Consider the following 24,752-nt stretch of genomic DNA (forward strand, 5'->3'; position numbering starts at 1 on the left):
TTATGTCAAGCATACTTGACCGAGGAAGAATTCGTAAAGATACAGGTGGAAAAAAATGATGAGAAATCGATTGAAATTACAACAATTATCTATTAGATGGAAGCTCACCATCCTCACATATTTCGTTGTCATTTTCGCCCTTTTAATCGGAGGAATTGTCCTTGTTGGGGGAATCCAGCAAACAGAGGAACGGGAGCTTCGAAAAAGGCTCATGAACACAGCGAGAACAGTGGCTGAGATGAATGAGGTAAAGCAGGCATTAGCTGATCAAACAAAAGAACGTGACCGATTACAGCATGCCATTGAAGAGATTCGGATTATTCAAGATGCTGACTACATTGTCGTCATGGATATGGATCATGTGAGATTAACGCATCCAGTAAAAGCGAGGATTGGGCAGCGCTCGGAAGGGACAGATGAAGAGCCTGCTTTTGCCGAGCACATTTATTTCTCAGAAGCAGAGGGAGAGCTTGGGACTGCCATCAGAGCCTTTTATCCAGTGAAGGATGATCAATTTAATCAAACAGGGGTTGTCCTTGTTGGGAGAACACTGCCAAGTATGATCGATATATTAGGAGAAATGAAGCGGGATATCCTCATGATTCTTTTGCTCACGCTCAGCTTTGGGCTTGTCGGTTCATTTTTACTTGCTCGTCATATTAAACAGCAAATGTTTAAGCTGGAGCCGCATGAGATTGTCAGAATGCTAGAGGAGCGCACCGCAACCTTTCACTCTATTAATGAAGGGGTTATCGCCATTGATAATCAGCATATGATCACCATTTTTAATGAAAAGGCGAAGCAAATATTTGGCGTGACAGGGGATGTCGTAGGCAAGAATATTTGGGCTGTGCTGTCTGACACAAGGCTTCCAGAGATCATTGATCGCGCGGAGCCCGTCTATAATGAAGAAATTCATATGAGCGGAAAGCGGATCATGAGCAGCCGAATTCCGATTGTCATGAAAAAGAAAATTATCGGAGCGGTCGCTATTTTTCAGGACCGGACAGAAGCGGCAAAATTGGCAGAGGAGTTAACTGGGGTTAAGAACTTTGTTGATGGTCTGCGGGTACAAAATCATGAGCATATGAACAAGCTTCATACGATTGCTGGGCTAATTCAGCTTGGTAAACCCGATCAGGCACTAGATCTAGCCTTTCAAACGACGGAAGAGCAAGAACATGTGCTGGACTTTCTTCACCGCGTCATTCAGCATGATGCCGTTGCGGGTTTATTGATGAGCAAAATCAGAAGGGGCAAGGAGTTAGGCATAAAGGTCGAAGTAGACGAACATAGCTGTCTACGTGATTTCCCTGAGCGACTAGATCAACATGATATGACGAAGCTGCTTGGCAACCTGATCGAGAATGCCTTTGCTTCTTATGATACTGTAGAAAGAGACACAAAATGCATTTCTATTAGTATTGATCAAACCGAGGCTGTCCTCGCGATTTTAATTGAAGACAATGGCTCCGGGATTGAAGAGGAAATGATTCCTTATATTTTCGATAAAGGTTTCACACATGGCAAAGAAGGCGGAACAGGCTATGGTCTGTATATTGTAAAAACGATTATCGACAAAGGGATGGGAAATGTAGAAGTCACATCAAGCATCGGCATTGGTACCACCTTCTCAATCGAATTCCCAATGATCATAGAGGAGAGAGACAGATGACTCAGATAAAGGTGCTATTAATTGAAGATGATCCGATGGTGCAAGAAGTGAATAAGGAGTTCATTAAGAGTGTTCCTGGCTTTCAAGTGGTGGCAATCGCAGGTAATGGGGAGCAGGGCATCCAGCTCCTCAAAGAAATTCGTCCAGACCTTGTTGTCCTCGATGTATATATGCCAAAAAAAGATGGCGTGAAGACGCTTCAAGACATTAGAAAGCAAAAGATACAGGTGGATGTGATCGTGATTTCTGCGGCAAAGGACAAAGAGACGATTGGCACCATGCTTCAAAATGGTGCACGAGATTATATCATCAAGCCATTTAAGTTTGAACGTATGAAAGAATCACTTGAAACCTATAAAGCGTTTAAGTCCAAAATTCGCACAGCAGCAGAATTTTCTCAGGAGATGTTGGATGATATCATACGAAAGCCTGCTGTTAAGCAGGAGGATACTTGGCTCCCTAAGGGGCTGAATGTGCATACGATGAATGAAATTAAAGCCTATATGAGCTTGCAGGAAGGATCGCAGTCTGCAGAAGAAGTGGCCAATGCACTTGGCATTGCCCGTGTCACGGCACGCCGGTATTTAGACTTCTTAGTGAAAGAAGGCGAGCTGAAATTAGATATGCAATACGGCGGAGTTGGGCGGCCTGTGAATAAATATATCGTACATTCTGACTAAGAGACCAAAAAGACCAAAATGTACGATATGTCCATAAGCTTCACAGCCTTTGTTGAAATCGCTATCATTTAGCTACAGATAACAGTTAAGCGTTTACATCAAAGGGTGAGGGAGTTGATTTTTTATGAAGAGGCTTTTGAAGAACCTGACATTTCAGGTGGTTGCAGCTGTCATTATCGGGATCATTGTCGGAATGGTTTGGCCAAACGTCGGAAAAGAAATGAAGCCGCTTGGTGACACCTTTATCAATGCCGTTAAAATGGTCATTGCACCAATCATTTTCTTAACCATTGTTCTTGGTATTGCCAAAATGGGGGATATGAAAAAGGTTGGAAAAGTTGGGGGAAAAGCATTTATTTATTTTGAAGTCGTCACGACGCTTGCCTTGGTCATCGGACTTTTTGTCGTAAATATCATGAAGCCAGGTGCAGGTTTGGACTATAGCAAGCTTGAAAAAGGAGATGTATCACAGTATACCCAAAATGGGGGTCAGGGTATAGACTGGATGGAATTTGTTACACATATCGTACCATCTAATATGGTAGATGCTTTTGCAAAGGGTGATATTTTACAGGTCTTATTCTTCTCTATTTTATTCGGTGTTGCGCTTGCTGCACTTGGAGAGAAGGGGAAAGGAATCATTGAGTGGCTTGATAAGCTGTCACTTGTTTTCTTTAAAATCATTGGATATATCATGCGTGCAGCGCCGCTCGGTGCATTTGGGGCAATGGCGTATACGATCGGACACTTTGGTTTGGCGTCGATTAAACCGCTCGCAAGTCTGATGCTCTCCGTTTATTTGACGATGTTCCTGTTCATTTTCGTTGTGCTGAACATCATTTGTAAAATGTATGGCTTCAGTCTGCTTGGTTACCTACGATTTATCAAGGATGAAATTTTAATTGTTCTTGGCACAAGCTCATCAGAATCCGTGTTGCCAAGAATGATGGATAAAATGGAACGCTACGGGTGCTCTAAGTCTGTTGTGGGCCTTGTCATTCCAACAGGGTATTCCTTTAACTTAGATGGAACCTCGATCTACTTATCGATGGCTGTGGTCTTCTTAGCGCAAGTGTTTGGTGTAGACTTGTCTATCGGTCAACAGATCACTATTATCCTTGTTCTGATGCTCACATCAAAGGGAGCGGCTGGGGTGACAGGAAGCGGATTTATCGTACTGGCTTCTACACTCGCTGCACTACAGGTCATTCCGCTAGAGGGGCTTGCACTTCTGCTTGGAGTCGATCGATTCATGAGCGAAGGAAGAGCCATCACAAACCTCATTGGAAATGGCATCGCGACAATTGTTGTGGCGAAAAGTGAAGGTGAATTTGACGAAGCGAAGAGCAAAACAGCCCTTCAAGAAATGCGCAATATGAAGCAAGCTGTATAGTATAAAAACAACCAAAAACCGATACCTTATGTTCTACATGGGGTTCGGTTTTTTCTTGTGTAAAAAAGAAAAAACATTAAAGCTTGATAAATTTAGGGCGAATCGTAAGACCTCACTGACCTTTTATTATATAATTTACAGAAAGATCCGATATAATGTATATCAGATCCGATAAAAATAGACTTTAGTCCTGGCAGGTGTGTAACGTAATGACGGCATTTTTAAAATTGTTCGAAAAACCCGGTGTTAAGAGGTTTTCTGTATTTGTAGTATTAGCGACAGCCTTATATCTATTAAGAGGAATGATGAATTTAATTCTCTTGACCTTCATATTCACCTTTTTGATGAATCGGTTAGAAGAGGTCATTAGAGGCTTTTTAAGTCGCTTCCTGAAAATAGGGCAGAAATCGGTTATTACCCTTTTGTATATTCTTTTGGCTGGTGGATTGACGTTTGGCGGATTCGTGTTTGTGCCAATCATCGCCAAGCAGGTGGAGCAGCTATTTCATTTAGGAAAGAAAATTGCAGATCATCCACAAGATTTACCCTTCATTGATGTCATCACGAACGTATTCGGAGATTTTAAAATATCAGCTTACTTTGAGAAAGGGTTTAATTTCCTCTATACATACTTAACTGATTTCAGTACGTTCAGTATCCAGGTCATTATGTCCTTAATATTAAGCATGTTCTTCCTGTTCGAAAAGGAACGCCTCATTCAATTCATGAACAAGTTCAAAACGAGTAAAATCTCTGTGTTCTATAACGAAATCGCCTTCTTTGGACGTAAATTCTCCAGAACGTTTGGAAAGGTACTCGAAGCACAGTTTATTATTGCAACTGTTAACTGTGTCTTAACAACCATTGCGCTAGGCATTATGGGATTCCCGCAATTATTTGGATTAGCGGTCATGGTCTTTTTGCTAGGCTTAATCCCAGTCGCAGGTGTGGTTATCTCACTTATTCCACTCAGCATCATTGCGTATACGCTTGGGGGCGGGATGTATGTCCTGTATATCGTGCTTGTGATCGTTATCATTCATGCGATTGAAGCCTACTTCTTAAACCCGAAGCTCATGTCAGCAAAAACAGAACTCCCTATTTTCTTCACATTTATTGTGCTGATCTTCTCTGAACACTACATCGGCATTTGGGGACTGATTATTGGTATCCCGATCTTTGTGTTTATTTTAGATATTTTGGAGGTCACGAATAAGGAAGAAAGTAATTAAAAAGTTCATATGAACCTGTTTACAATTTTCCGAAAATAAGGTATAAATAGTATGAAAATATCATATTACCACACGCTTAATCCTTCTAAAGGAATGGGGGACCCAAGTTTTTGGGGTGAATTTTTCTCTGTTGAGAAAAAAGGACATCTCTTCGTCCTAACCCGTCAGCTAACCTCATCGGCGTGAAGAGAGTAAACAGTGGTACGTGTATGGAAACAAAGACCCACGAGAAAACTCTCTCGTTGGTCTTTTTTGATGAGGAAGGGGAGATTTTATTGAAGCTAGCGACGAAAATTATCATTGCCTTGTTTGTAGGTGCAATCACAGGACTATTGCTTAACATTTTTGCTCCAAATGTATTCAAAGTGTTAGACCCTTATCTATTTACGCCTCTAGGTCAAATCTTCTTAAACCTGATTAAAATGTTAGTGGTGCCGATCGTATTCTTTTCCATTACACTAGGTGTAGCAGGTCTAGGTGATCCGAAAAAGCTTGGCAGAATCGGCGCAAAAACCATTACTTATTTTCTACTGACTACTACTTTTGCCATTATCATTGGCATTTCATTAGCCTTATTAATCAAGCCGGGAGCATTCGGTGATTTTGATACGAAAGCGGCTGATTATTCCGCAGAAGAAGCCCCATCAATGGCAGAAACACTACTTAACATCATTCCAACCAATCCAGTCCAATCTTTAGTTGAAGGAGACATGCTCCAAATCATCGTCTTTTGTGTATTTTTAGGCCTTGGCATTGCCATGCTCGGGAAGAAGACAGAAGGTTTGCTGAAGCTGTTTGAACAAGGAAATGAATTAATGATGTACCTCGTCGGCATCGTGATGAAGTTCGCACCGTACGGAACATTCGGTTTGATCGCAACTGCCATTGGCAGCCAGGGATTTGATGCGATGAAAGCGATGGGTCTCTATTTCTCGGTCGTGTTAGTGGCGCTCGTGCTGCATTTCTTCCTGACTTATGGGTCAACTGTCGCCATTTTAGCGAAACGAAATCCGATGGCATTTTTCAAAGGATTTTCTCCAGCAATGGTTGTCGCATTTAGTACGTCAAGCAGTAACGCAGTCCTTCCAGTCTCGATGGAAACAGCCCAAAAACGTTTGAAGGTGCCAGAGCCGATTTCAAGCTTTGTACAGCCGCTTGGGGCAACCATTAATATGGATGGCACAGCGATTATGCAAGGGGTCGCGACTATTTTTATCGCGCAAGTGTATGGGGTTGAACTGACGCTTGTCCAAATGCTGACGGTTGTCTTAACGGCTGTTTTAGCAAGTATCGGTACAGCAGGCGTGCCAGGAGTTGGGCTCATCATGCTCGCTATGGTACTGAACTCTGTGAATCTGCCGGTTGAAGGCATTGCGCTCATCCTAGGCATAGACCGCTTATTAGATATGGCAAGAACCGTTGTCAATATTACAGGTGACGCCGCATGTGCAGTGATAGTGACAGAAACGGAGAAAAAGCACGAGAAAGACGCAGCATCACCGAATCTATCCATGTAATGTAAAAGAAGGGCTGACTCAATCAGCCCTTTTTTTCATGGAGTCCCTTGTCTTGCGTGATATACTTTTAACAGAATGAGCGGCCTTATTTGAGGCCAAAGGTTTTACATCAGAAGGAGGAACTACGTTGGAGTCTGCTGTTTTAAAAGTAGAGAAAGTCGATAAACGAATTGGCCGGAAAATGATCTTACAAGATATATCGATAGAAATAGGAAAGGGAGAAATCGTCGGCTTACTAGGGCCAAATGGCTCTGGAAAAACAACCTTGATTCGTTTGATCGTTGGCTTGATGAAAAAAAACAACGGCCAAATCATGATCAATGGGTATTCACAGGATGAGGATTTTCGACATGCGATGTCATCTGTTGGTGCAATCATAGAAAATCCCGAATTTTATTCTTATTTAACAGGCTTTGAAAACCTTGAACTGTATGCGGATATGCATGATGGAGTGACAGAGGAACGAATGCAGGAAGTGGTAAAAAGAGTTCGTCTTGAGCACGCCATTCATCAGAAGGTAAAGACATATTCACTTGGTATGAAACAAAGACTTGGGATTGCACAAGCCATATTACATCAGCCGAATTTGCTTATTTTAGACGAACCGACAAATGGACTTGATCCTGCAGGTATGAAGGAATTCAGGGAGCACTTGCAATCGTTAGTACGAGAAGAAGGAACGTCCGTATTATTCGCCACACATTTATTGCATGAGGTTGAAGAGCTATGCGACCGCATGATCATCATTCAAAAAGGACAGATCAAAGCCAGTGCCATGATTCGTGACATTGAGGGGAAAGAACAGATGCTCATGAATATTCAGCCAGTGGAAAAGGCGGCTGCGTGGCTCGAGACACATGACTATACATATGAACGAAAAGGTTCGCATGTTTTACTTCAATTGAACAAAGAGCAAGTGCCTAAGCTGAACAAACAGCTTGTACTGGCTGGATTTGATGTGCTTGAAATGACACCTCAAAAGCCATCAATTGAAGAGGCGTTTATGAAATGGACGGAAGGCGGGACGGCAGATGCTTCAACTCATCAAGAATGAGCATAAAAAAATGATGAAGAAAAAGATTACGTTCATCGCACTTGGACTGATCGTTGTGTTTCAATTGGCGATGGCCCTAGCATTGAAAAGAGTCATTTCTAGTTTTGGTGGACAAGACACTGTCGCCAACTATTTTGCTTATTCCACAAACGTCGTATTTATTTTACAGGTGCTTGCAGTTGTCATTGGCGCGACCTTGATCTCAACAGAATTTCAAAAAAGAACGATCAAGTTTTTATTGATACGGCCCAAAACTAGGCTGCAAATTTTCTTGTCAAAATACATCACACTTGTGATGACGGTCATCTATTTGTTTGTTTTTTATTATGTACTTGCTTTCCTATTTGGCCTTATTTTCTTTGGTACTGCTTTTGATGAAAGTACGGGACGCTTATTTCAGCATACGTTTGCTGTGATCGGATCTCAGTGGGTGGAAGTGTTGATGATGGCAAGCTTCGCTTTTATGTGTTCCAGCTTGTTTAGGAACAGCCTTGTTGCGCTTGTGACCTCGTTTTTTGTTTTATATGCGGCTAAATCACTTGTGCCTATTATGTCTCTTTTAGAAAATCAGTGGGGGAAAATCCTACTTTTTGCTAATACGGACTTTACTCAGTACAGCTTTCAAGGACCGCCGCCCTTCCATGGCATGAGCCCTTTGTTTTCTCTATTTATAGTAGGGGCGCATTTTGTTTTCTTTGTTGGAACGGCTTGGGTTCTTTTTTGGAAGCGCGATGTAAATGTGTAAAAATTGTGTCAAATAACAAGGAAAATTCGTGACATCTTTGTGAAAACGAGTCTGCATTTCACGATAACCGGCTGATTTTGTCTTATAATAAGAGGGACTCTTGGAGGTGGCACTATCGTGAAAAATTTCATTACGGCTTTACCCATTTTGTTGTTGCTGTCGTTTTCGTTCGTGTCTTTTGCCTTCCAGTTTGATCATCTTATTTATTTCAGACTAGCGCTGGGGATCTTTTCGTTAGCGGGTCTTTTCTTTCTGTATACACTTAAAAGAAACATGAAATGGTTCATGGTTTATTTATATGCGAGCTGGATCATTCTTGCTGCTGTCACAACATTTGAGGAGCCTGTCTTTTCTCAGTTCTTCTTCGGTGGTTTAACAATGACAATGGGTTATCTCACATATATGCTCATTTATTTAGGAATGAAGCAGGACCGTGTAGCGAAATCACATTAAAACAAAAGCCGATAAAATCAAAGTATAGATTTTATCGGCTTTTTTTATTGGAAAAGACAAAAAAGAGAAGCAGCCAGCTTTGACTGCTCCCCCTTTTATTTATGATTCACGTCCAGCAGCTGCAAGCTGTTTCTGATGCTTTTTGTCGATGGTTTCGTATATACTTTCCATCATTTTAGGATCGCCCATGATGGCTTTCTTGTTCTCTTCAATCAATTGCTGATACGTTTTGATTTTCTTCTTAGACATGTGACTCATCGCTCCTTTATAAGAATAGACGTCTATAGGATTCCACACAGATGAAATTGATAATCATTTTCAATTAGCATCTCCATTATACAAAGTGCAATGCTGGAAGTAAAGATTATATTCAGAAAATTCACGTAATCGACAAATTTGAAGACTAGTCGACGCACATTCTTTCCCAGGAAATAATTGCTGTCATTTCTTGTCGTAAGAGAAACACTATATAAAACATTCTTTCGCTCATTGAAACGTTTTGACTGAACAAATCGTCTTATGAAGAGATTTGATGTAAGGAATGGAGAAAAAAAGACACCAGCAAGTGTTTGCTGATGTCCTCCGTTTCACGATTTAAGAAATGTGCCCTTGAAGAAACTCTGTCACTTCTTCAGGTGATTTTGCGTTTGCACTGTGTAAATGACCTGTTTTTTCGCCATTTTTGAAAATTAACAGGCTTGGAATACCCATGACCTGATACGATTCTGCTAATTCAGGGAAATCATCTTTGTTTATTTCAAACCATTCATGGTGAGCATATGCCTCTAAGATGTCTGGAATGAACATGTCCATTCTTGTACAGTCAGGACACCATGTTGCAAAGAATTTAACGATGACTTCTTTGTCAGATTGAATGATTTCATTGAATTGTTCAGTACTTGTGATTTTTTTCAATTTGTCACAACTCCTTTTCAATGTCATTTTAATATAAAATAAAGGCGAAAGACATACAAATGCTCGGGAGGCGCTTACAACTTTACAAATCATTTCAATTCCGTAACAACAAAAATTAATTAGAGCATTTTTGCTTGAAAGTGATAAGATAGTAAAGATGAATTTTAGTGGGGGGAGTATCCATTGAAAATAAGTTTAGGATTGATTTACGGCGGAAAGTCAGCCGAACATAATGTATCACTGCAAACAGCCCTTGCAGTTACAAAAGCACTTAACACTGAGAAGTTCGATATACATCCAATTTATATTACAGAAGAGGGCGAATGGCTAAGAGGAGAAAAACTCACTGAGCCAGTATCAAACGTCAGAATGCTTCAATTTGAACAGAATGCAAAGACGTTTTTACCCACTTCTTTAAACGAGAGCATGTTTCCACAGCCTGCATCTGCTGATGAGAAGATTGATGTTGTCTTCCCATTATTGCACGGGCCAAATGGTGAAGATGGAACGATGCAAGGATTACTTGAACTGCTGAATATCCCGTATGTTGGCAATGGCGTTCTTGCTTCTGCCGCGGGTATGGATAAAGTCATGATGAAAGATGTTTTTGCTCAAGCAGGACTTGCACAAGCAAAGCACCTTTCCTTCAATAAAAAAGACTATGAGAAAGCCACACCAGACAGCTTAGAACAGGTGGAACAAGTACTTGGCTATCCATGCTTTGTGAAACCTGCCAACATGGGGTCAAGTGTTGGAATAAGCAAATGTCGCAGCAAAGAAGAGCTACAAACCGCATTCGACTTAGCTTTCCAATATGATCGTCGTGTGGTCGTAGAAGAAGGCGTCATAGGAAGAGAAATCGAGATTGGTGTATTAGGAAATGACGAGCCGAAATGCTCTGTCGTTGGTGAAATTGCACCTAAAACAGATTTTTATGACTACAAAGCAAAATATGAAGATGGCGATACAGATTTGATCATTCCTGCAAGTGTGTCAGAGGATGAGTACAAGACGATTCATGATATGGCGATTAAGGCATTTAAATCCCTAGATGGTTCTGGTCTTGTACGTGCAGACTTCTTCCTAACAGAAAAAGGCGAAGTGTTGATCAATGAAGTGAATACAATGCCTGGATTCACACCATTCAGTATGTTCCCGCTGCTTTGGAAGCACACTGGTGTAGAGTACCCAGAGCTCATTGAAAAGCTAGTGTCACTTGCAATTGAACGCCATCAAGAAAAACAAACCATTAAAACGACTTTTTAATGTGAGCAACAAAGCAGACACTATCCTTAGGTAGTGTCTCTTTTCCTTCAAACGTGAAATGAGAAAGAGAGGCGAAAAAATCATGATCAAACGTACAGTGAAACAAATCGCCCAAATGGCTGGTGGGATACTATCTAATCAAGCTTTTGGCGAAGAGCAAATTCACGGAGTGACGACAGATACACGAAAAGTATCAAAAGGTGCATTGTTTATCCCCCTAATTGGAGAACATTTTAATGGTCACACATTTGCTTCTAAAGCAGTGGAGCTTGGAGCGGCAGCTGTTCTTTGGAATCAAAAAGAAGCCAATCCACCAGAAGGCGTACCTGTCATTCTTGTCGACGATACACTGGCAGCACTTCAGCAATTGTCAAAATCGTATTTAAAAGAAGAAAACCCTCGTGTGGTCGGTATTACAGGAAGTAACGGGAAAACGACGACAAAAGATATGATTCATTCTGTCTTACAAACAACGTATCAAGTTCATAAAACAGACGGTAATTTTAATAACCATATCGGTCTTCCGCTCACTATTCTTTCGATGCCAGAAGGTACAGAGATCGCTGTATTAGAGATGGGGATGAGTGCAAAAGGCGAAATCGAGTTCTTGTCCAACCTCGCTGAGCCGGATGCAGCAGTCATCACCAATATCGGAGAATCTCATATGCAAGATTTAGGATCAAGAGAAGCCATTGCCGATGCAAAATGTGAGATCACAAAAGGGCTAAAAGAAGATGGTACCTTTTATTATTTAGGAGATGAACCTTTGATCCGCGAGAGAGCGACTGCACTTTCACAGCAAGTGAAAACCTTTGGAGAAGCAGAGGACTGTGATATCAAGGTAACGCATATTAACCAGCTTGCAGAAGGAACTGAATTTCAAGTTGAAGGGTATGCTCAAGGGTTTCTCATTCCTGTATTAGGGAAACATAATGTAAAGAATGCCCTTGCAGCCATTGCCATAGGTCAGCATTTCGGACTGAATGAAAGACAAATCGCACAAGGACTCATGCAAACAAAGTTAACAGGAATGCGTCTTGAACTGTTTAAAACGGAAAAAGGAATTACTGTTATCAACGATGCATATAATGCAAGCCCTACTTCCATGAAAGCTGCCATTGATCTTGTAGGAGATATGGACGGTTTCGCAAATCGCATTCTTGTCCTTGGAGACATGCTAGAGATGGGGAGCGAAGAAGAAACGTATCATTATGAACTTGGTCGCTACATCAAGCCTGAATTTATTGATCATGTGATGACGTATGGCCGCCTAGGTGCATTCATCGCTGAAGGAGCAAAGAAATCATTCGGTGACGCGCATGTGTTCTCATTTATGGACAAAGAGGAACTGAAGAAAAAACTTGCTGACGTAGCAGGTCCTGACGATGTTGTTCTCGTCAAAGCCTCACGCGGTATGAGATTAGAAGAAGTCATTACTGCACTATAAAAAGCGAGCGGCAAAGAAGGTGACAGAATGATTGGCTGTCTATGTATACATGGATTCACTGGCGCCCCCTATGAAGTGGAACCGCTAGCGCAATATTTAAAGCAGAAGACAGATTGGAACGTTCAGTCTGTCACGCTGCCGGGGCATGGAGATGAACTTCAGCTAAAGGGTATTCTCTATCAAGAATGGATTGCGACAGCTGAATTAGAACTTCTTTCTCTTTACCGAACATGTGAGACGATTTTTTTAATCGGGTTTTCTATGGGAGGAATGATTGCTTCTTATCTTGCAGCGAAGTATCCGGTTGCTCGTCTCGTCCTGTTAAGTGCTGCGGCGAAATATGTGAATCCAAAACAAGTGATTCAAGACACAAGGCAGATGGTGAAGGAATCATTGTCTGGGCTAATTGATACGAACCCTTTGTATGATAGATACCGTCATAAGCTAACGAGCACACCGCTGTCAGCCGCTGTAGAATTTATGAAGCTGGTGAAGCAAACGAAGAGCTCCCTTGAGAAGCTTCACCTCCCTGTGTTAATTGTTCAAGGGGAAAGCGATGGGATTGTCCCAGCTTCAAGTGCACAATTCATTGATCATAAAATCCCGTCTCGTCAGAAAGAAATGTTTTATTTACCTGATTGTAAACACCATGTTTGTCACGAGCCATGTGCGCAGCAATTGTTTGAAAAAGTAGAGGAATTTCTTAAAAAAACAATTTAATCTATAGAAAAGCGAAAATGTGGCTAAACTAATATAAATTGAATCCCACTTGTTAAAAATTGCATCATTTTTGTCGAATGAGTGACAAGCCTATGGTACAATAGGAAAGAAAAGGTGGTTGATTCGGTTGTTTCAATATGACGGAAAAACCTTTGTCCCGCAGTCTAATTCGAGTAATGGAGAAGTATCGGTAGCCACCGTATTTCAATATCGTCAGGACGGGAATATATTAACGGGCACGTATCAAGGCGGCAGTATTGTATCTGGTGTACTTGTAGGAACTGTAAATGAGGATGGAACACTTCATTTTAGGTACCACCATGTCAGCAAAGACGGCAGCATGAGAAGCGGGTCTTGCAATTCTACACCAAATCAGTTGGATAACGGAAAAATCCAACTGTTCGAAAAGTGGAAATGGATGGATGGCGATCAAAGTGATGGTGAATCTGTCATTGTGGAACAGTAGATATATCCATTTCTGTCTTGTTGAAAAACAAATAGTGTAATGGTAAGATATAAGGTAGGGTAATTCGGGCTTTGTATATAATGGACCTGTCCTTTCGGAAAAGGGCAGTTTTTAATGATCATTCACGAGATTACTGAAACAGCAATTAGAAGGAGTTTGAATAATTTGACTATAACGTTTCAAGATTTTCAATTAAGCGAAAGTCTCATGAAAGCTATTAACCGCATGGGATTTGAAGAAGCAACACCGATTCAAGCGGAAACAATTCCTCTCGGTCTTCAGAATAAAGATGTCATTGGACAAGCACAAACAGGAACAGGAAAAACTGCAGCGTTTGGTATTCCTCTTGTAGAAAAAATCGACCCAGCGTCTCCAAATATCCAAGCGATTATCATTGCGCCAACAAGAGAATTAGCGATTCAAGTATCTGAAGAGCTATACAAAATAGGCCAAGACAAACGTGCGCGCGTACTTCCGATTTACGGTGGACAAGATATCGGTCGCCAAATCCGTTCGCTCAAGAAAAATCCTCATATCATCGTAGGGACTCCAGGACGTTTACTCGATCACATTAACCGTCGTACAATGCGTCTTCAAAATGTTGAAACTGTTGTGCTTGATGAAGCAGACGAAATGCTAAACATGGGTTTCATCGAAGACATTGAATCGATCCTTTCAAATGTACCAAGTGAACACCAAACACTTTTATTCTCTGCGACAATGCCTGCACCAATTAAGCGCATTGCAGAGCGTTTCATGACAAATCCAGAACACGTAAAAGTAAAAGCGAAAGAAATGACTGTCTCTAACATCCAACAGTTCTACTTGGATATCCACGAGCGTAAGAAGTTTGATACATTGACTCGTCTTCTTGACATTCAATCACCTGAGCTTTCAATTGTCTTCGGCCGTACGAAACGCCGCGTTGACGAATTGACTGAAGCACTTAACCTTAGAGGTTATACAGCTGAAGGAATTCATGGTGACTTGACTCAAGCGAAACGTATGGTTGCGCTTCGTAAATTCAAAGAAGGTTCAATCGATGTGCTTGTCGCAACAGACGTTGCAGCACGTGGACTTGATATCTCAGGTGTAACACACGTGTATAACTTTGACGTACCACAAGATCCAGAAAGCTACGTACACCGTATTGGACGTACTGGACGTGCTGGCCGTACAGGTATGGCGATGACATTCATCACACCACGTGAAAAAGATATGCTTCGTGCGATCGAGCAAACAACTAAACGTAAAATGGATCGTATGAAAGAACCAACACTAGATGAGGCAATCGAAGGACAACAACAAGTAACTATTGATCGCTTGCGCACCATCATCAGTGAAAACAACTTAAACTTCTACATGACAGCAGCTGCTGAATTGCTAGAAGATCATGATTCTGTTACAGTGGTTGCGGCTGCCATCAAAATGATGACAAAAGAGCCGGATGCAACGCCTGTTCGTTTGACAGATGAAGCACCAATGGTTTCAAAACGCAATCGTAACAACCGCAGCTCTTCTAAACGTAGAGACGGTGGCGGCGGAGGCGGCTATCGCGGAAAAAGCCGTTCATCTTACGGAGATAAAAAGCGTTCTTCAAATGACCGCAATCGTTCTTCTAGCGATCGTCGTCAAAAGAAATCTTATAACAACTAATTCAAAAGCGAATCCTTTGCAGGGTTCGCTTTTTTTAACAGGTTTTCTGAAACTTTTTAGGCTTTCTTTCGTAATATATTGATAGAAAAGTAAGAGAATGGGGGAAGAATGTGAGAAAACAGCCGCAACGTCAAATTAGTTTAAATGGTTTAAAGGTATGGCGTCTTCAAAATGGAATTATCTCATTGATTTTCTTACTCATCATCATTGGGGTATTTGTTGCTAGTTATTATCTACATTGGCCATATTGGATTGGCGCCATCCTTGCCGGTTTATGGGTCTTACAGGTTATTTTTGGCATTTGGCTTATACCGAAAATCCGTCATCGCATCTGGCGCTACGAAGTATTCGAAAATGAAATCGAAATTCAGCATGGGCTCATTCGTGTCACACGTGTGATTGTACCGATGGTGCGTGTCCAGCATGTCGATACATCACAAGGGCCGCTCTTAAGGCGCTACCGTTTGGCATCTGTTCAAATATCGACTGCTGCCACAGTTCATGATATACCGGCGCTAGAATTAGAAGAAGCAGATGAGCTTCGTGATTACATATCTCGTTTAGCAAGGGTGACGGAAGATGATGTCTGAACCAAAACGTGTACATCCAATCTCGATGTTCATTGATTTTATATCAGATGCCGTATCCATGATCAAAAACTTCATTATCCCTTTTTTCGTGCTTATTTTTGTGAACTCGAATTCGAGCATTCGTTTTTATGCATTTATCATTCTTGGTGTGCTCCTTTTATGGAAAGCTGTTTTAACCGTTTTAGCATGGAGGCGCTTCACCTACCGGATGGAAGAGGATGAATTTCGCGTAGAATCGGGCGTCATCACAAAAAAGAAAAAATATATTTCGTTAGAACGAATTCAAACGGTGAATACAAGTGAAGGTATTTTCCAGCGGATTTTTGGTTTGGTGCGGGTTCAAATCGAAACAGCTGGCGGAACAGACGGTCCAGAAGTGAGTCTGACGGCGATTACAAAAGCAGAAGCAGAACAATTAAAGCAATCAATTTTCAACCGAAAGAAAAGCTTGCAGCAAGAAGAAATGGTGGATGAAAATGGAGATGTCCCGCATGATCCTCTAACAGCGCAGCAACCTGTAGAAAAAGAAATCAATGTTTCCTACCGGATGGGGATACCAGAGCTGCTTTTGGCTGCGACCACTTCAAGCGGGATCGGCGTCATTATTTCTGGGTGTCTCGCCATTTACACACAAATAGATGAAATTCTTCCTTTGGACGGATTCATCAAGCGGTTTTCTTTTTTAAGTCATGCGAGTGTTGAGATTTATGCGATTCTCATATTTATTGCCGTATTGATTGCATGGATACTTAGTGTTGGGGTAACAGCCCTTCAATATGCGAATTTTAACGCAAAACGAAAAGGGAAAGACATCATCATCACAAGAGGGCTCATCGAAAGGCATCAAATGACCATTCCGCTTGCGAGAATTCAAGCAGTAAAAATCAAAGAAAATATTCTTCGTGAACCCTTTGGTTTTGCGACGGTGATGCTTGTGAGTGCAGGAGGTTCTATTACAGAAAAAGAAACCTCTTCCGTCTTATTTCCACTGATTCGGAAGAAAAAAATCAACGAACTGCTCTCTCAATTCACGGATGATTATCATTTGGAGCCAGAATCTGAATTGAAAAAGGTACCAAAGCGTTCACTCAAGCGCTACCTGATCTCCTTCGGTTTTGTGCCATTACTTGTCGGCGTGATCCTATCTGTTCGTTTTCCGCCATGGGGGTATTTGGCACTCATTCCGCTTCCTCTTGCTTTGGTTTTTGGTTATTTAGCTTATAAACAATCAGGCTATACGATCAAAGATCCATTGATTCAACTGACATCAAGAGGCATTGGCAAAACCACTGGTATTGTCTTGAGAAAACGAATGCAAAACTATACGATGACGCAATCATTCTTCCAAAAGAAAGGCCGAGTGGCGAGTATTCACACCTTTGTGAAATCCTCTGCGTTGCTTGATTCCTTTGGTGTACATCACCTTGAGGAAGAAGATGCAGCACGTGTAATGGATTGGTATTCGTATGAAAAAAATAAATCTTCTTAAACAAAAAATGTCGATCCGCTTCCTGTTCATAGGAGTGATCGACATTTTTTATGAGGTTAGTAGCGTCTTTTTTTTGAATGGAAAACTAGCGTAAGAGGTGCTAGGAGCATGCCACCGATCAATCCAAATAAGTGAGCCATGATATTGATGTTTGAGTTGACGAACGTCATAATGACAGAGACGGCAAGAATGGTTAAGATCACCTGAGAATTGCCGCGATCCATCATATGCGGTTTAAATAGAACAAGGTATAAATAAACGCCAAACAAACCGAAGATCGCACCAGAGGCGCCGACATGTACATACTCTAAAGGCTCCACCCAATAGGTTCCGAGGTTGCCAATGAATCCTGTACCAAGATAGATAATGAGAAATCGAACCTTCCCAAGCAAATGCTCAAGTGCTGGAGCGAATAAGAACAATGACATAGAATTGAACAAAATATGGGTCAGACTTCCGTGAAGAAAAACAGGTGTGATAAGTCGCCACCATTCTCCAGCAGCTACACCATAATTGAAACCGACGAGATGGTCGTGACCAAGCTGGATAAGAGGGATAGGAAGCGCAAATAGAAGCCATAGACCAAATTGCAAAGCAAGGATCGTTGTGACGATTGGATACGATCTAATAAATTGTTGAAAGCTCTCCGTTCGAATAAACATAACAAACCCCTTTTGACTAGATAATGGTAAGTTTATAGTAACACGTTTATGAAGAGAACATCCAAATTAGTACGAGTATCATAGGAGGTACCTCATGATCAAAGGAATAGGCATTGATATATTAGAGATCAACCGGCTCGCGCATGTGCTTAGCAGACAGCCTCGTTTACCAGAACGGATTTTAACGTTAAGTGAACAAGACATCTTTTACGCCCTTAGTGGAAAGAGGCAGCTGGAATTTTTGGCAGGACGTTTTGCAGCAAAGGAAGCTTTCGCCAAAGCATACGGAACGGGAATCGGAAGGCATTTAAGCTTTCATGACATAGAAATCCAGAAAGACGAACATGGAAAACCTTTCATCAAAAGCGAAAAGGCGAAGGGCGATCAGGTACATGTGTCTATCACTCATGCAAAAGAATATGCTGCGGCACAAGTTTTAATTGAAAGGTTGTCAAGCTAGTCTGCATATTGTTTGTCCCCCCTTCATATATTGGGTAGTGCGATAAGGAAGGGCGAGTTGCTAACAGGCTTTGATGGTTCGCGGTACGCAGTTAACTCTTGAGGCGTACTGTTAAAGTCAAACAAGCGGTTTCTTCCTTTTAACACAATTAACGAAGGGGTTGAAAAGGGTGAGAAAAAGCTTTGTTTTGCTTGTAACGGGAATCCTTTTTGTACTGATTCTCTCCGCATGCGGTCAAAAATCTCAGAAGGATATCGTTGGAGATTTAAACAAAAAGGCAGAGGAAATGACATCATACAAAGCCAAAGCAAAAATGACCATTGAGACAGGAAATGACCCGCAGGAGTATCAAGTGGAAATTTGGTACAAAAAGCCGGAACTTTACCGTGTCTATTTAGAGAATCCGAAAAAGGATCAGAGTCAAGTCATTTTAAGAAATGGCAATGGTGTGTTTGTGCTAACACCTTCATTGAACAAGAGCTTCCGTTTTCACAGTGATTGGCCAAATAATAGCAGTCAGGTCTACTTATTTGAGTCACTCGTGAAAGACATTAAAAATGACAGTGCTGCTCAGTTCAAAGCGAAGGATTCAAAGTATGTGTTCGAAACCAAAACCAATTATCAGCACAACCAAATGCTGCCTACCCAAGAGATTACCTTTCATAAAAAAACAATGGCGCCTGCCAGTGTGAAAGTGCTGGATAGCGATAAAAAGCCAATGGTGAAAGTGGAATTCTCTCACTTTGAATTCAATAAATCCTTTGACAAAGATGCATTTGATGAGAAGAAAAACATGACACTCTCTCAAATGGATGTTGCCACAAGTGCAGACCCATCTGACAGCTTCGCAGTGAAAACGCCAGTTGACATGCCAGAGGGTGTGAAAAAGATGGAAGAGAAAGAAATGATGACGGATGCTGGGAAGCGTTATGTGATGACGTACGGCGGAAAGAAATCCTTCACACTCATTCAGGAAAAAGCGAGAGTCGCTGAAGCATCTACGCCTGTGACAATGAACGGCGAGCCAGTCGACCTTGGCATGACAGTTGGGGTTCTAACAGATCAATCCCTTTCATGGACATCTGATGGAGTGGACTACTTGATTTCTTCAAGTGATCTATCGAAGGAAGAACTCTTAATGGTTGCAAAGAGTGTAGAAGGCCAATCAGCTAAATAAATATCTCAGGCGAGAGCCTTAGAAATTGAAAGATCAGCCCTATTGCAAGGGCTGATCTTCAGCGTGTAGACAAACCTTCGCATTCGTTGTCAGGTCTGCGCGCCGGTGCTCACGAATGTCAAATTCGCTCCGCGCCAGTGCTCGGCCTTCCTAGACTTCAAAGGTTTTCTATCACGCTGAAAAGAAGACAAAGTGAGACCAGTCCTATTGCAAGGGCTGATCTTTTTTGATTTGTTTCACTTTATTCTTGATTTTTAGTATCATATGAGAGGATTGAATCATTCAATAGGGAAGTGTGATGGATGGACACAAATGCCTTTTATAGAGACACATGGGCAGAAATTAATTTATCAGCAATCAAGCATAATGTTTCACATATGAAAGATCATATCGGTCAAAGTGTTCAACTAATGGCTGTGGTGAAAGCCAATGCATATGGACATGGAGATATAGAAGTGGCAAGAGCTGCTCTCAAAGCAGGAGCAGACGTATTAGCCGTCGCCTTTTTAGATGAGGCCGTTTCTTTAAGAAATAAAGGCATCAAAGCACCAATACTTGTACTCGGCGCCGTACCGACTGAATATGTCAAAGTTGCTGTTCAATACAATGTCATCATGACCGCTTACTCCATCGATTGGCTGAAAGACGTCACCAACATGATGAGAGGGCAGGTGGGACAACTTATACAATTTCATCTGAAAATAGACAGCGGAATGAACCGATTAGGTGTGAAAACGATAGAGCAAGTGAACGAAGTGAAAAATCTTGTCAGCGAGCACGATTATTTACAGCTGGAAGGCGTATTTACTCACTTTGCGACAGCAGATGAAAAGGATGAGGCCTATTTTGATCGCCAGGTTGACACCTTTCAAACACTGCTTGAGCCGCTTCATACGGACAAGCTTCTCGTTCATTGTGCCAACAGTGCAGCAGGTTTAAGGTTTAAGGACGTTTTGTTTAATATGGTTCGCTTCGGCATCAGTATGTACGGGCTGTCACCGTCAGAAGAAATCAAAGATGAATTGCCTTTTAAGCTCGAAGAAGCCATGTCCCTTCATACGAAGCTTGCCCATGTGAAGCACATTCAAAAGGGTGAGAGTGTCAGCTACGGGGCAACGTATACAGCCAATCAAGATACGTGGATCGGCACGGTTCCAGTTGGCTATGCAGATGGATGGATTCGGAAACTGGCAGGAACGGAAGTACTTGTTGGCGGAAAGCGCCGGAAGATCGCCGGAAGGGTTTGTATGGACCAATTCATGGTTGAACTGAAAGACAAGCTTCCAGTGGGCGAGCCGGTCGTTTTGATTGGTAAGCAAGGAGAAGACATGGTACCAATTGATGAAATCGCCAAAAGACTTGAAACCATTAATTATGAAATCACGTGCTCGATTGGTCACCGCGTCCCGAGAGTGTATATAGAGGACGGCAAAAGAGTGCAAGTGCGGAATCCACTCCTTCAAGGTGGACCAAGTTTATGATAAAAAACATTCAAAAGAACGATAGTCAAACTGACTTCGTTCTTTTTTATTCGACAAAAGTAGGGTAAACATTCTCCCTTTTTTAGAGATTTTGGAAATACCGTATGATTTTCGGAAAAAAGCGTATAATGGGAAGGAGGAACTCCATTATCATCTTGATTTACGGGTGGCGAGCCGCTTCATGTTCTAATAAGAAATCATGAAAAAACAGCTTTGCTTGTGCATTGAATAATGGTATGATTAGTCTTGGAATGGATCGATACGGTATCCGTAAGTTTTGTGGAGGTGTATGTTTTTTGTCTGAATCCAGCGCAACAAACGAAATGAAGATTCGACTGCCGGAGACTTTAATGTCTGAGATCGAACGAGTAGCAGAGCAGGATAAGGTAACAAGAAATGAATTGATCTACCGAGCGACAAAAACGTATATTCGTGAACGTAATATTCGACAAAATCGTGAATCGATGAGACGCGGCTACATGGAGATGGCGAAAATTAATCTGAATATCTCTTCAGAGGCACAATACGCAGAATTTGAGGCTGAGAATACAGTTGAGCGATTAGTCAGCGGGGGTTAAACATTTGATTGTTAAACGCGGTGATGTTTACTTTGCTGATTTATCTCCTGTTGTTGGCTCCGAGCAGGGCGGGGTTCGCCCGGTATTGGTGATTCAGAATGACATTGGAAATCGCTTCAGCCCGACTGCTATCGTTGCAGCCATAACAGCCCAAATACAAAAAGCGAAATTACCGACTCACGTCGAAATTAATGCAAAGCGGTACGGCTTTGAACGAGATTCTGTCATTCTTTTGGAACAAATTCGTACAATCGATAAACAAAGACTGACAGATAAAATCACACATCTTGATGATGAGATGATGGAGAAGGTTGATGAAGCCTTACAAGTTAGTTTGGCTCTTATTGATTTTTAATATGGTGAGATATGGTTGCTCTACTGGGAGCAACTTTTTTTGTGTTCAATTTTTATTAACGTTATAATGAAGAAAGACTAAAGAAGAGCTTTAAATGTAAGTAGGGGGTAAAACATGTCGAATCATATCGTGTTAGCTTTTGCAAGAAAGCATCAAAAGGAATTAGAAAAAGAGTGGACGGACATTTTAAAACGACTCGGAGAAAAAGAAACGGACATGATGCTGAACGACAAAATGTATGAAACCATCTGTTCGGAATATGTTCAACTCATCATTACATCTCTTTCAGAGGGGGATAATGAGGATTTTGAAGAAAAAGTGCAAAATTTTGCTTTAAAAATTGTTCAAATGGGTATATCACTTAAGTTACTGGCAAACGGTCTAACGGAAATCCGTACACATTTATATGAAAAAATGAACGATGACAAAGATACAACGCAAGAAAGTCATGACCTCATCTGGCAAATTGATCGATTCATCACACCCATCCATAACGAGATCTTAAACCAGTATTCCATCTCATGGGAAAAAACCGTCAGTCTTCAAAAGATTGCACTGCAGGAACTTTCTGCCCCGCTAATCCCAGTATTTGAGCACATCACCGTCATGCCACTTGTTGGAACAATTGATACAGATCGTGCGAAAAAAATTATGGAGAACCTGCTCAATGGTGTCGTCAAACATCGCTCACAGGTCGTCTTAATTGATATCACGGGTGTACCTGTCGTGGACACAATGGTGGCCCACCATATCATTCAAGCGTCAGAGGCTGTGAGATTAGTAGGAGCGAAGTGTTTACTTGTTGGTATTCGCCCAGAAATAGCCCAAACGATCGTTAACCTTGGAATTGATTTATCTCAGGTTACAACAAAGAATACCCTTCAAAAAGGAATTCAAACTGCTTTGGAAATGACAAATCGAAAAATTGTTTCATTGGAGGGATAACCAATTGAGAAATCACCCGAAGATTCCAATCTTAAAACTATATAACTGTCTTCTGATTTCAATACAGTGGGAGCTTGATGATCAAACAGCTCTTCACTTTCAAGAAGATTTACTGAATAAAATTCATGAAACAGGAGCAAACGGTGTTGTCATTGATTTAACATCAGTCGATATGATTGATTCATTTATCGCTAAGGTATTAGGCGATGTGATCACCATGTCTAAGCTCATGGGGGCAAAAGTTGTATTAACAGGAATACAACCGGCAGTCGCTGTGACGCTTATTGAACTTGGTATATCGTTGGAAGAAATTCAAACAGCACTAGATCTTGAACAAGGGCTTGAGACACTGAAGCGGGAATTGGGGGAATAGATATGAAAGACCAATCCTGTGTAAAAATATTGACGGAATGGGATATAGTCGCAGCAAGACAATTGGGGCGCAATGTTGCAAAAGAACTTGGTTTTGGAACAGTTGACCAAGCAAGAATTACGACGGCCATTTCAGAATTAGCTCGAAACATCTATTTATACGCTGGTAAAGGTCAGATTTGTATAGAAGAAGTGATGGAGCGCGGAAAGCGTGGACTTAAGGTCATCGCAGCCGATGAGGGGCCTGGCATCATGGATATACGTAAAGTGATGGAAGACGGATTTTCTACATCAGGCGGACTCGGAGCAGGCTTGCCAGGCGTCAGAAGACTGATGGATGAATTTAAATTAGATTCTGCACCAGAACAAGGAACGGAGATACAAGCTGTTAAGTGGCTTCGCTAGGAGGGAAACCATGGATTTTAAGGAGGTAATGGAGCAGCGGTACCATCAGCTGCTCAGTCGTTATATCAGTGATTTAACTGAAACATCGCTTTATCAAGCTCAAAAATTTAGCCGTAAAACCATTGAGCATCAAATACCTCCTGAAGAAATAGTGAGTGTTCACCGAAAAGTGATTCAGGAGCTTTACCCTGATTTGCCGGAAGATGTTTTTCATTCACTAGACTTCTTAATTGAAGTCATGATTGGGTACGGACTTGCCTATCAGGAACATTTAACACTTAGAGGCATCCAGCAAGAAATTAAATCAGAAATTGAAATTGCTGCAAATGTTCAGCAAACCCTTCTGGAAACGAAAATTCCAGAAGGAGATACGTTCGATATTGGGGCGATCAGTGTACCGGCAAAACAGATGAGTGGAGATTATTACCACTTTGTGACGGATCACGATACGATTAATATCGCAATCGCAGATGTCATTGGAAAGGGAATCCCGGCTGCGCTTTGTATGTCGATGATTAAATATGCGATGGATTCCTTGCCAGAGTCAGGGAGCGGCCCAACTAAAGTGCTGAAAACCCTAAATCGTGTTGTCGAGCAAAACGTAGACCCAAGTATGTTCATCACTATGTTTTATGGCAGCTATAATAAAGAAACACATGAATTTAAATATGCATCGGCTGGTCATGAGCCGGGCTTTTTCTATTGCAATAAAGAGAATCAATTTTACGATTTAGATGCAAGAGGGCTTGTCCTTGGAATTGCACCAGATTTTGATTATAAGCAGTATGAGAAGCATTTGGACGTAGGAGATATGGTGATCTTATTTTCTGATGGTGTCACAGAATCTAAATCAGAGGACGGTTTCTTAGAGCGTGAGGATATCAAAGCGCTCATATCAGAGAACCTATCCTATTCAGCTCAGGAAATGGTGGATGCCATCTATGACAGCTTACTTAAGCTGCAAGAATTCCAGCTGCATGATGATTTTACGTTACTTGTCCTCAAAAGGAAGGTTTAGA

27 protein-coding genes and 1 riboswitch are annotated in these 24,752 nt (G+C 41.5%); of the genes, 24 read left to right on the plus strand and 3 right to left on the minus strand.

All coding sequences use genetic code 11. The features are described 5' to 3' along the window. The first annotated feature begins 55 nt into the window (after window positions 1–55). The 8 genes from MHI35_RS02320 to MHI35_RS02355 all read left to right on the plus strand — a co-directional run bounded on the left by MHI35_RS02320 (window position 56) and on the right by MHI35_RS02355 (window position 8,749). Window positions 56–1,675: an ATP-binding protein gene (locus MHI35_RS02320; RefSeq protein ID WP_417892591.1), complete on the plus strand. Its 1,620-nt coding sequence runs from the start codon at window positions 56–58 to the stop codon at window positions 1,673–1,675. Further along, complete coding sequence (locus MHI35_RS02325; protein WP_211063306.1) at window positions 1,672–2,355, plus strand: response regulator; 684 nt, start codon at window positions 1,672–1,674, stop codon at window positions 2,353–2,355. The genes MHI35_RS02320 and MHI35_RS02325 overlap by 4 nt, the downstream gene beginning before the upstream one ends. 124 nt (window positions 2,356–2,479) lie before the next feature. Beyond that, complete coding sequence (gene dctP, locus MHI35_RS02330) at window positions 2,480–3,748, plus strand: C4-dicarboxylate transporter DctP (RefSeq protein ID WP_088004456.1); 1,269 nt, start codon at window positions 2,480–2,482, stop codon at window positions 3,746–3,748. Window positions 3,749–3,957: 209 nt separating this feature from the next. After that, on the plus strand, window positions 3,958–4,980 hold the full coding sequence (locus MHI35_RS02335) for an AI-2E family transporter (protein ID WP_144522246.1): 1,023 nt from the start codon (window positions 3,958–3,960) through the stop codon (window positions 4,978–4,980). A gap of 63 nt (window positions 4,981–5,043) precedes the next feature. After that, a riboswitch (cyclic di-AMP (ydaO/yuaA leader) is annotated at window positions 5,044–5,177 on the plus strand. A 78-nt stretch (window positions 5,178–5,255) separates the two neighbouring features. Continuing rightward, the gene (locus MHI35_RS02340) at window positions 5,256–6,497 is read left to right on the plus strand and encodes a dicarboxylate/amino acid:cation symporter (protein WP_144522247.1); all 1,242 of its coding nucleotides are present in this window, start codon (window positions 5,256–5,258) and stop codon (window positions 6,495–6,497) included. A 127-nt stretch (window positions 6,498–6,624) separates the two neighbouring features. Further along, window positions 6,625–7,551 carry an ABC transporter ATP-binding protein gene (locus MHI35_RS02345; protein ID WP_335349757.1) on the plus strand — a complete coding sequence of 309 codons (927 nt, stop codon included), beginning with the start codon at window positions 6,625–6,627 and terminating at the stop codon, window positions 7,549–7,551. After that, window positions 7,529–8,296, plus strand: a complete 768-nt coding sequence (locus tag MHI35_RS02350) for an ABC transporter permease (RefSeq protein ID WP_335349756.1) — start codon at window positions 7,529–7,531, stop codon at window positions 8,294–8,296. Before MHI35_RS02345 ends, MHI35_RS02350 begins: the two co-directional genes overlap by 23 nt. Window positions 8,297–8,413: 117 nt before the next feature. Continuing rightward, the gene (locus MHI35_RS02355) at window positions 8,414–8,749 is read left to right on the plus strand and encodes a hypothetical protein (protein ID WP_003214381.1); all 336 of its coding nucleotides are present in this window, start codon (window positions 8,414–8,416) and stop codon (window positions 8,747–8,749) included. Between the two features lie 99 nt (window positions 8,750–8,848). Here the strand turns inward: MHI35_RS02355 and fbpB are convergent, their stop codons facing one another. Both fbpB and MHI35_RS02365 read right to left on the minus strand, forming a co-directional pair. Beyond that, window positions 8,849–8,998, minus strand: a complete 150-nt coding sequence (fbpB, locus tag MHI35_RS02360) for a Fur-regulated basic protein FbpB (protein ID WP_144457005.1) — start codon at window positions 8,996–8,998, stop codon at window positions 8,849–8,851. Window positions 8,999–9,343: 345 nt separating this feature from the next. Further along, window positions 9,344–9,664, minus strand: coding sequence for a thioredoxin family protein (locus MHI35_RS02365; RefSeq protein WP_335349755.1), 321 nt, complete (start codon window positions 9,662–9,664; stop codon window positions 9,344–9,346). 183 nt (window positions 9,665–9,847) lie between these two features. On the opposite strand from MHI35_RS02365, the gene MHI35_RS02370 reads away from it, so the two are divergent. The 7 genes from MHI35_RS02370 to MHI35_RS02400 all read left to right on the plus strand — a co-directional run bounded on the left by MHI35_RS02370 (window position 9,848) and on the right by MHI35_RS02400 (window position 17,298). Continuing rightward, on the plus strand, window positions 9,848–10,930 hold the full coding sequence (locus tag MHI35_RS02370) for a D-alanine--D-alanine ligase (protein WP_335349754.1): 1,083 nt from the start codon (window positions 9,848–9,850) through the stop codon (window positions 10,928–10,930). An 82-nt stretch (window positions 10,931–11,012) separates the two neighbouring features. Beyond that, window positions 11,013–12,377 carry a UDP-N-acetylmuramoyl-tripeptide--D-alanyl-D-alanine ligase gene (locus tag MHI35_RS02375; protein WP_335349753.1) on the plus strand — a complete coding sequence of 455 codons (1,365 nt, stop codon included), beginning with the start codon at window positions 11,013–11,015 and terminating at the stop codon, window positions 12,375–12,377. A gap of 27 nt (window positions 12,378–12,404) precedes the next feature. Further along, a complete protein-coding gene (locus MHI35_RS02380; protein ID WP_335349752.1) occupies window positions 12,405–13,097 on the plus strand; it encodes an alpha/beta hydrolase in 693 nt (230 codons plus the stop codon). A 127-nt stretch (window positions 13,098–13,224) separates the two neighbouring features. Then, complete coding sequence (locus MHI35_RS02385; RefSeq protein ID WP_144522252.1) at window positions 13,225–13,563, plus strand: n-acetylglutamate synthase; 339 nt, start codon at window positions 13,225–13,227, stop codon at window positions 13,561–13,563. Between the two features lie 165 nt (window positions 13,564–13,728). Continuing rightward, entirely contained in the window at window positions 13,729–15,219 is a 1,491-nt protein-coding gene (gene cshA / locus MHI35_RS02390; RefSeq protein WP_148943809.1) for a degradosome RNA helicase CshA, read from the plus strand. Between the two features lie 110 nt (window positions 15,220–15,329). Beyond that, entirely contained in the window at window positions 15,330–15,809 is a 480-nt protein-coding gene (locus tag MHI35_RS02395; protein ID WP_335349751.1) for a PH domain-containing protein, read from the plus strand. Continuing rightward, window positions 15,799–17,298 (plus strand): PH domain-containing protein, encoded by a 1,500-nt coding sequence (locus tag MHI35_RS02400; RefSeq protein WP_335349750.1) that lies wholly within the window; start codon window positions 15,799–15,801, stop codon window positions 17,296–17,298. The genes MHI35_RS02395 and MHI35_RS02400 overlap by 11 nt, the downstream gene beginning before the upstream one ends. A gap of 56 nt (window positions 17,299–17,354) precedes the next feature. Here MHI35_RS02400 and MHI35_RS02405 read toward each other — a convergent pair whose 3' ends face one another. Beyond that, window positions 17,355–17,960, minus strand: a complete 606-nt coding sequence (locus MHI35_RS02405) for a rhomboid family intramembrane serine protease (protein ID WP_335349749.1) — start codon at window positions 17,958–17,960, stop codon at window positions 17,355–17,357. A gap of 94 nt (window positions 17,961–18,054) precedes the next feature. Between MHI35_RS02405 and acpS the strand changes: the two genes are divergently transcribed. The 9 genes from acpS to MHI35_RS02450 all read left to right on the plus strand — a co-directional run bounded on the left by acpS (window position 18,055) and on the right by MHI35_RS02450 (window position 24,751). Further along, window positions 18,055–18,420, plus strand: a complete 366-nt coding sequence (acpS, locus tag MHI35_RS02410) for a holo-ACP synthase (protein WP_211063298.1) — start codon at window positions 18,055–18,057, stop codon at window positions 18,418–18,420. 160 nt (window positions 18,421–18,580) lie between these two features. Beyond that, window positions 18,581–19,597, plus strand: coding sequence for a LolA family protein (locus MHI35_RS02415; protein WP_088004450.1), 1,017 nt, complete (start codon window positions 18,581–18,583; stop codon window positions 19,595–19,597). Between the two features lie 302 nt (window positions 19,598–19,899). Further along, complete coding sequence (gene alr, locus MHI35_RS02420; RefSeq protein ID WP_335349748.1) at window positions 19,900–21,078, plus strand: alanine racemase; 1,179 nt, start codon at window positions 19,900–19,902, stop codon at window positions 21,076–21,078. A 296-nt stretch (window positions 21,079–21,374) separates the two neighbouring features. Further along, window positions 21,375–21,656, plus strand: a complete 282-nt coding sequence (locus MHI35_RS02425) for a hypothetical protein (protein WP_012008995.1) — start codon at window positions 21,375–21,377, stop codon at window positions 21,654–21,656. A 4-nt stretch (window positions 21,657–21,660) separates the two neighbouring features. Next, window positions 21,661–22,011: a type II toxin-antitoxin system endoribonuclease NdoA gene (gene ndoA / locus MHI35_RS02430; RefSeq protein WP_003214169.1), complete on the plus strand. Its 351-nt coding sequence runs from the start codon at window positions 21,661–21,663 to the stop codon at window positions 22,009–22,011. 114 nt (window positions 22,012–22,125) lie between these two features. Continuing rightward, a complete protein-coding gene (locus MHI35_RS02435) occupies window positions 22,126–22,956 on the plus strand; it encodes an RsbT co-antagonist protein RsbRA (RefSeq protein ID WP_012008996.1) in 831 nt (276 codons plus the stop codon). A gap of 4 nt (window positions 22,957–22,960) precedes the next feature. Further along, complete coding sequence (gene rsbS, locus MHI35_RS02440) at window positions 22,961–23,329, plus strand: RsbT antagonist protein RsbS (RefSeq protein ID WP_003214235.1); 369 nt, start codon at window positions 22,961–22,963, stop codon at window positions 23,327–23,329. A 2-nt stretch (window positions 23,330–23,331) separates the two neighbouring features. Beyond that, window positions 23,332–23,733, plus strand: a complete 402-nt coding sequence (locus MHI35_RS02445) for an anti-sigma regulatory factor (protein WP_003214085.1) — start codon at window positions 23,332–23,334, stop codon at window positions 23,731–23,733. A 10-nt stretch (window positions 23,734–23,743) separates the two neighbouring features. After that, window positions 23,744–24,751 (plus strand): PP2C family protein-serine/threonine phosphatase, encoded by a 1,008-nt coding sequence (locus MHI35_RS02450; protein ID WP_144522260.1) that lies wholly within the window; start codon window positions 23,744–23,746, stop codon window positions 24,749–24,751. The last annotated feature ends 1 nt before the right edge of the window (window position 24,752 follow it).

The sequence above is a fragment of the Bacillus sp. FSL K6-3459 genome, assembly GCF_038003305.1.
GTDB classification, from domain to species: domain Bacteria; phylum Bacillota; class Bacilli; order Bacillales; family Bacillaceae; genus Bacillus; species Bacillus pumilus_O.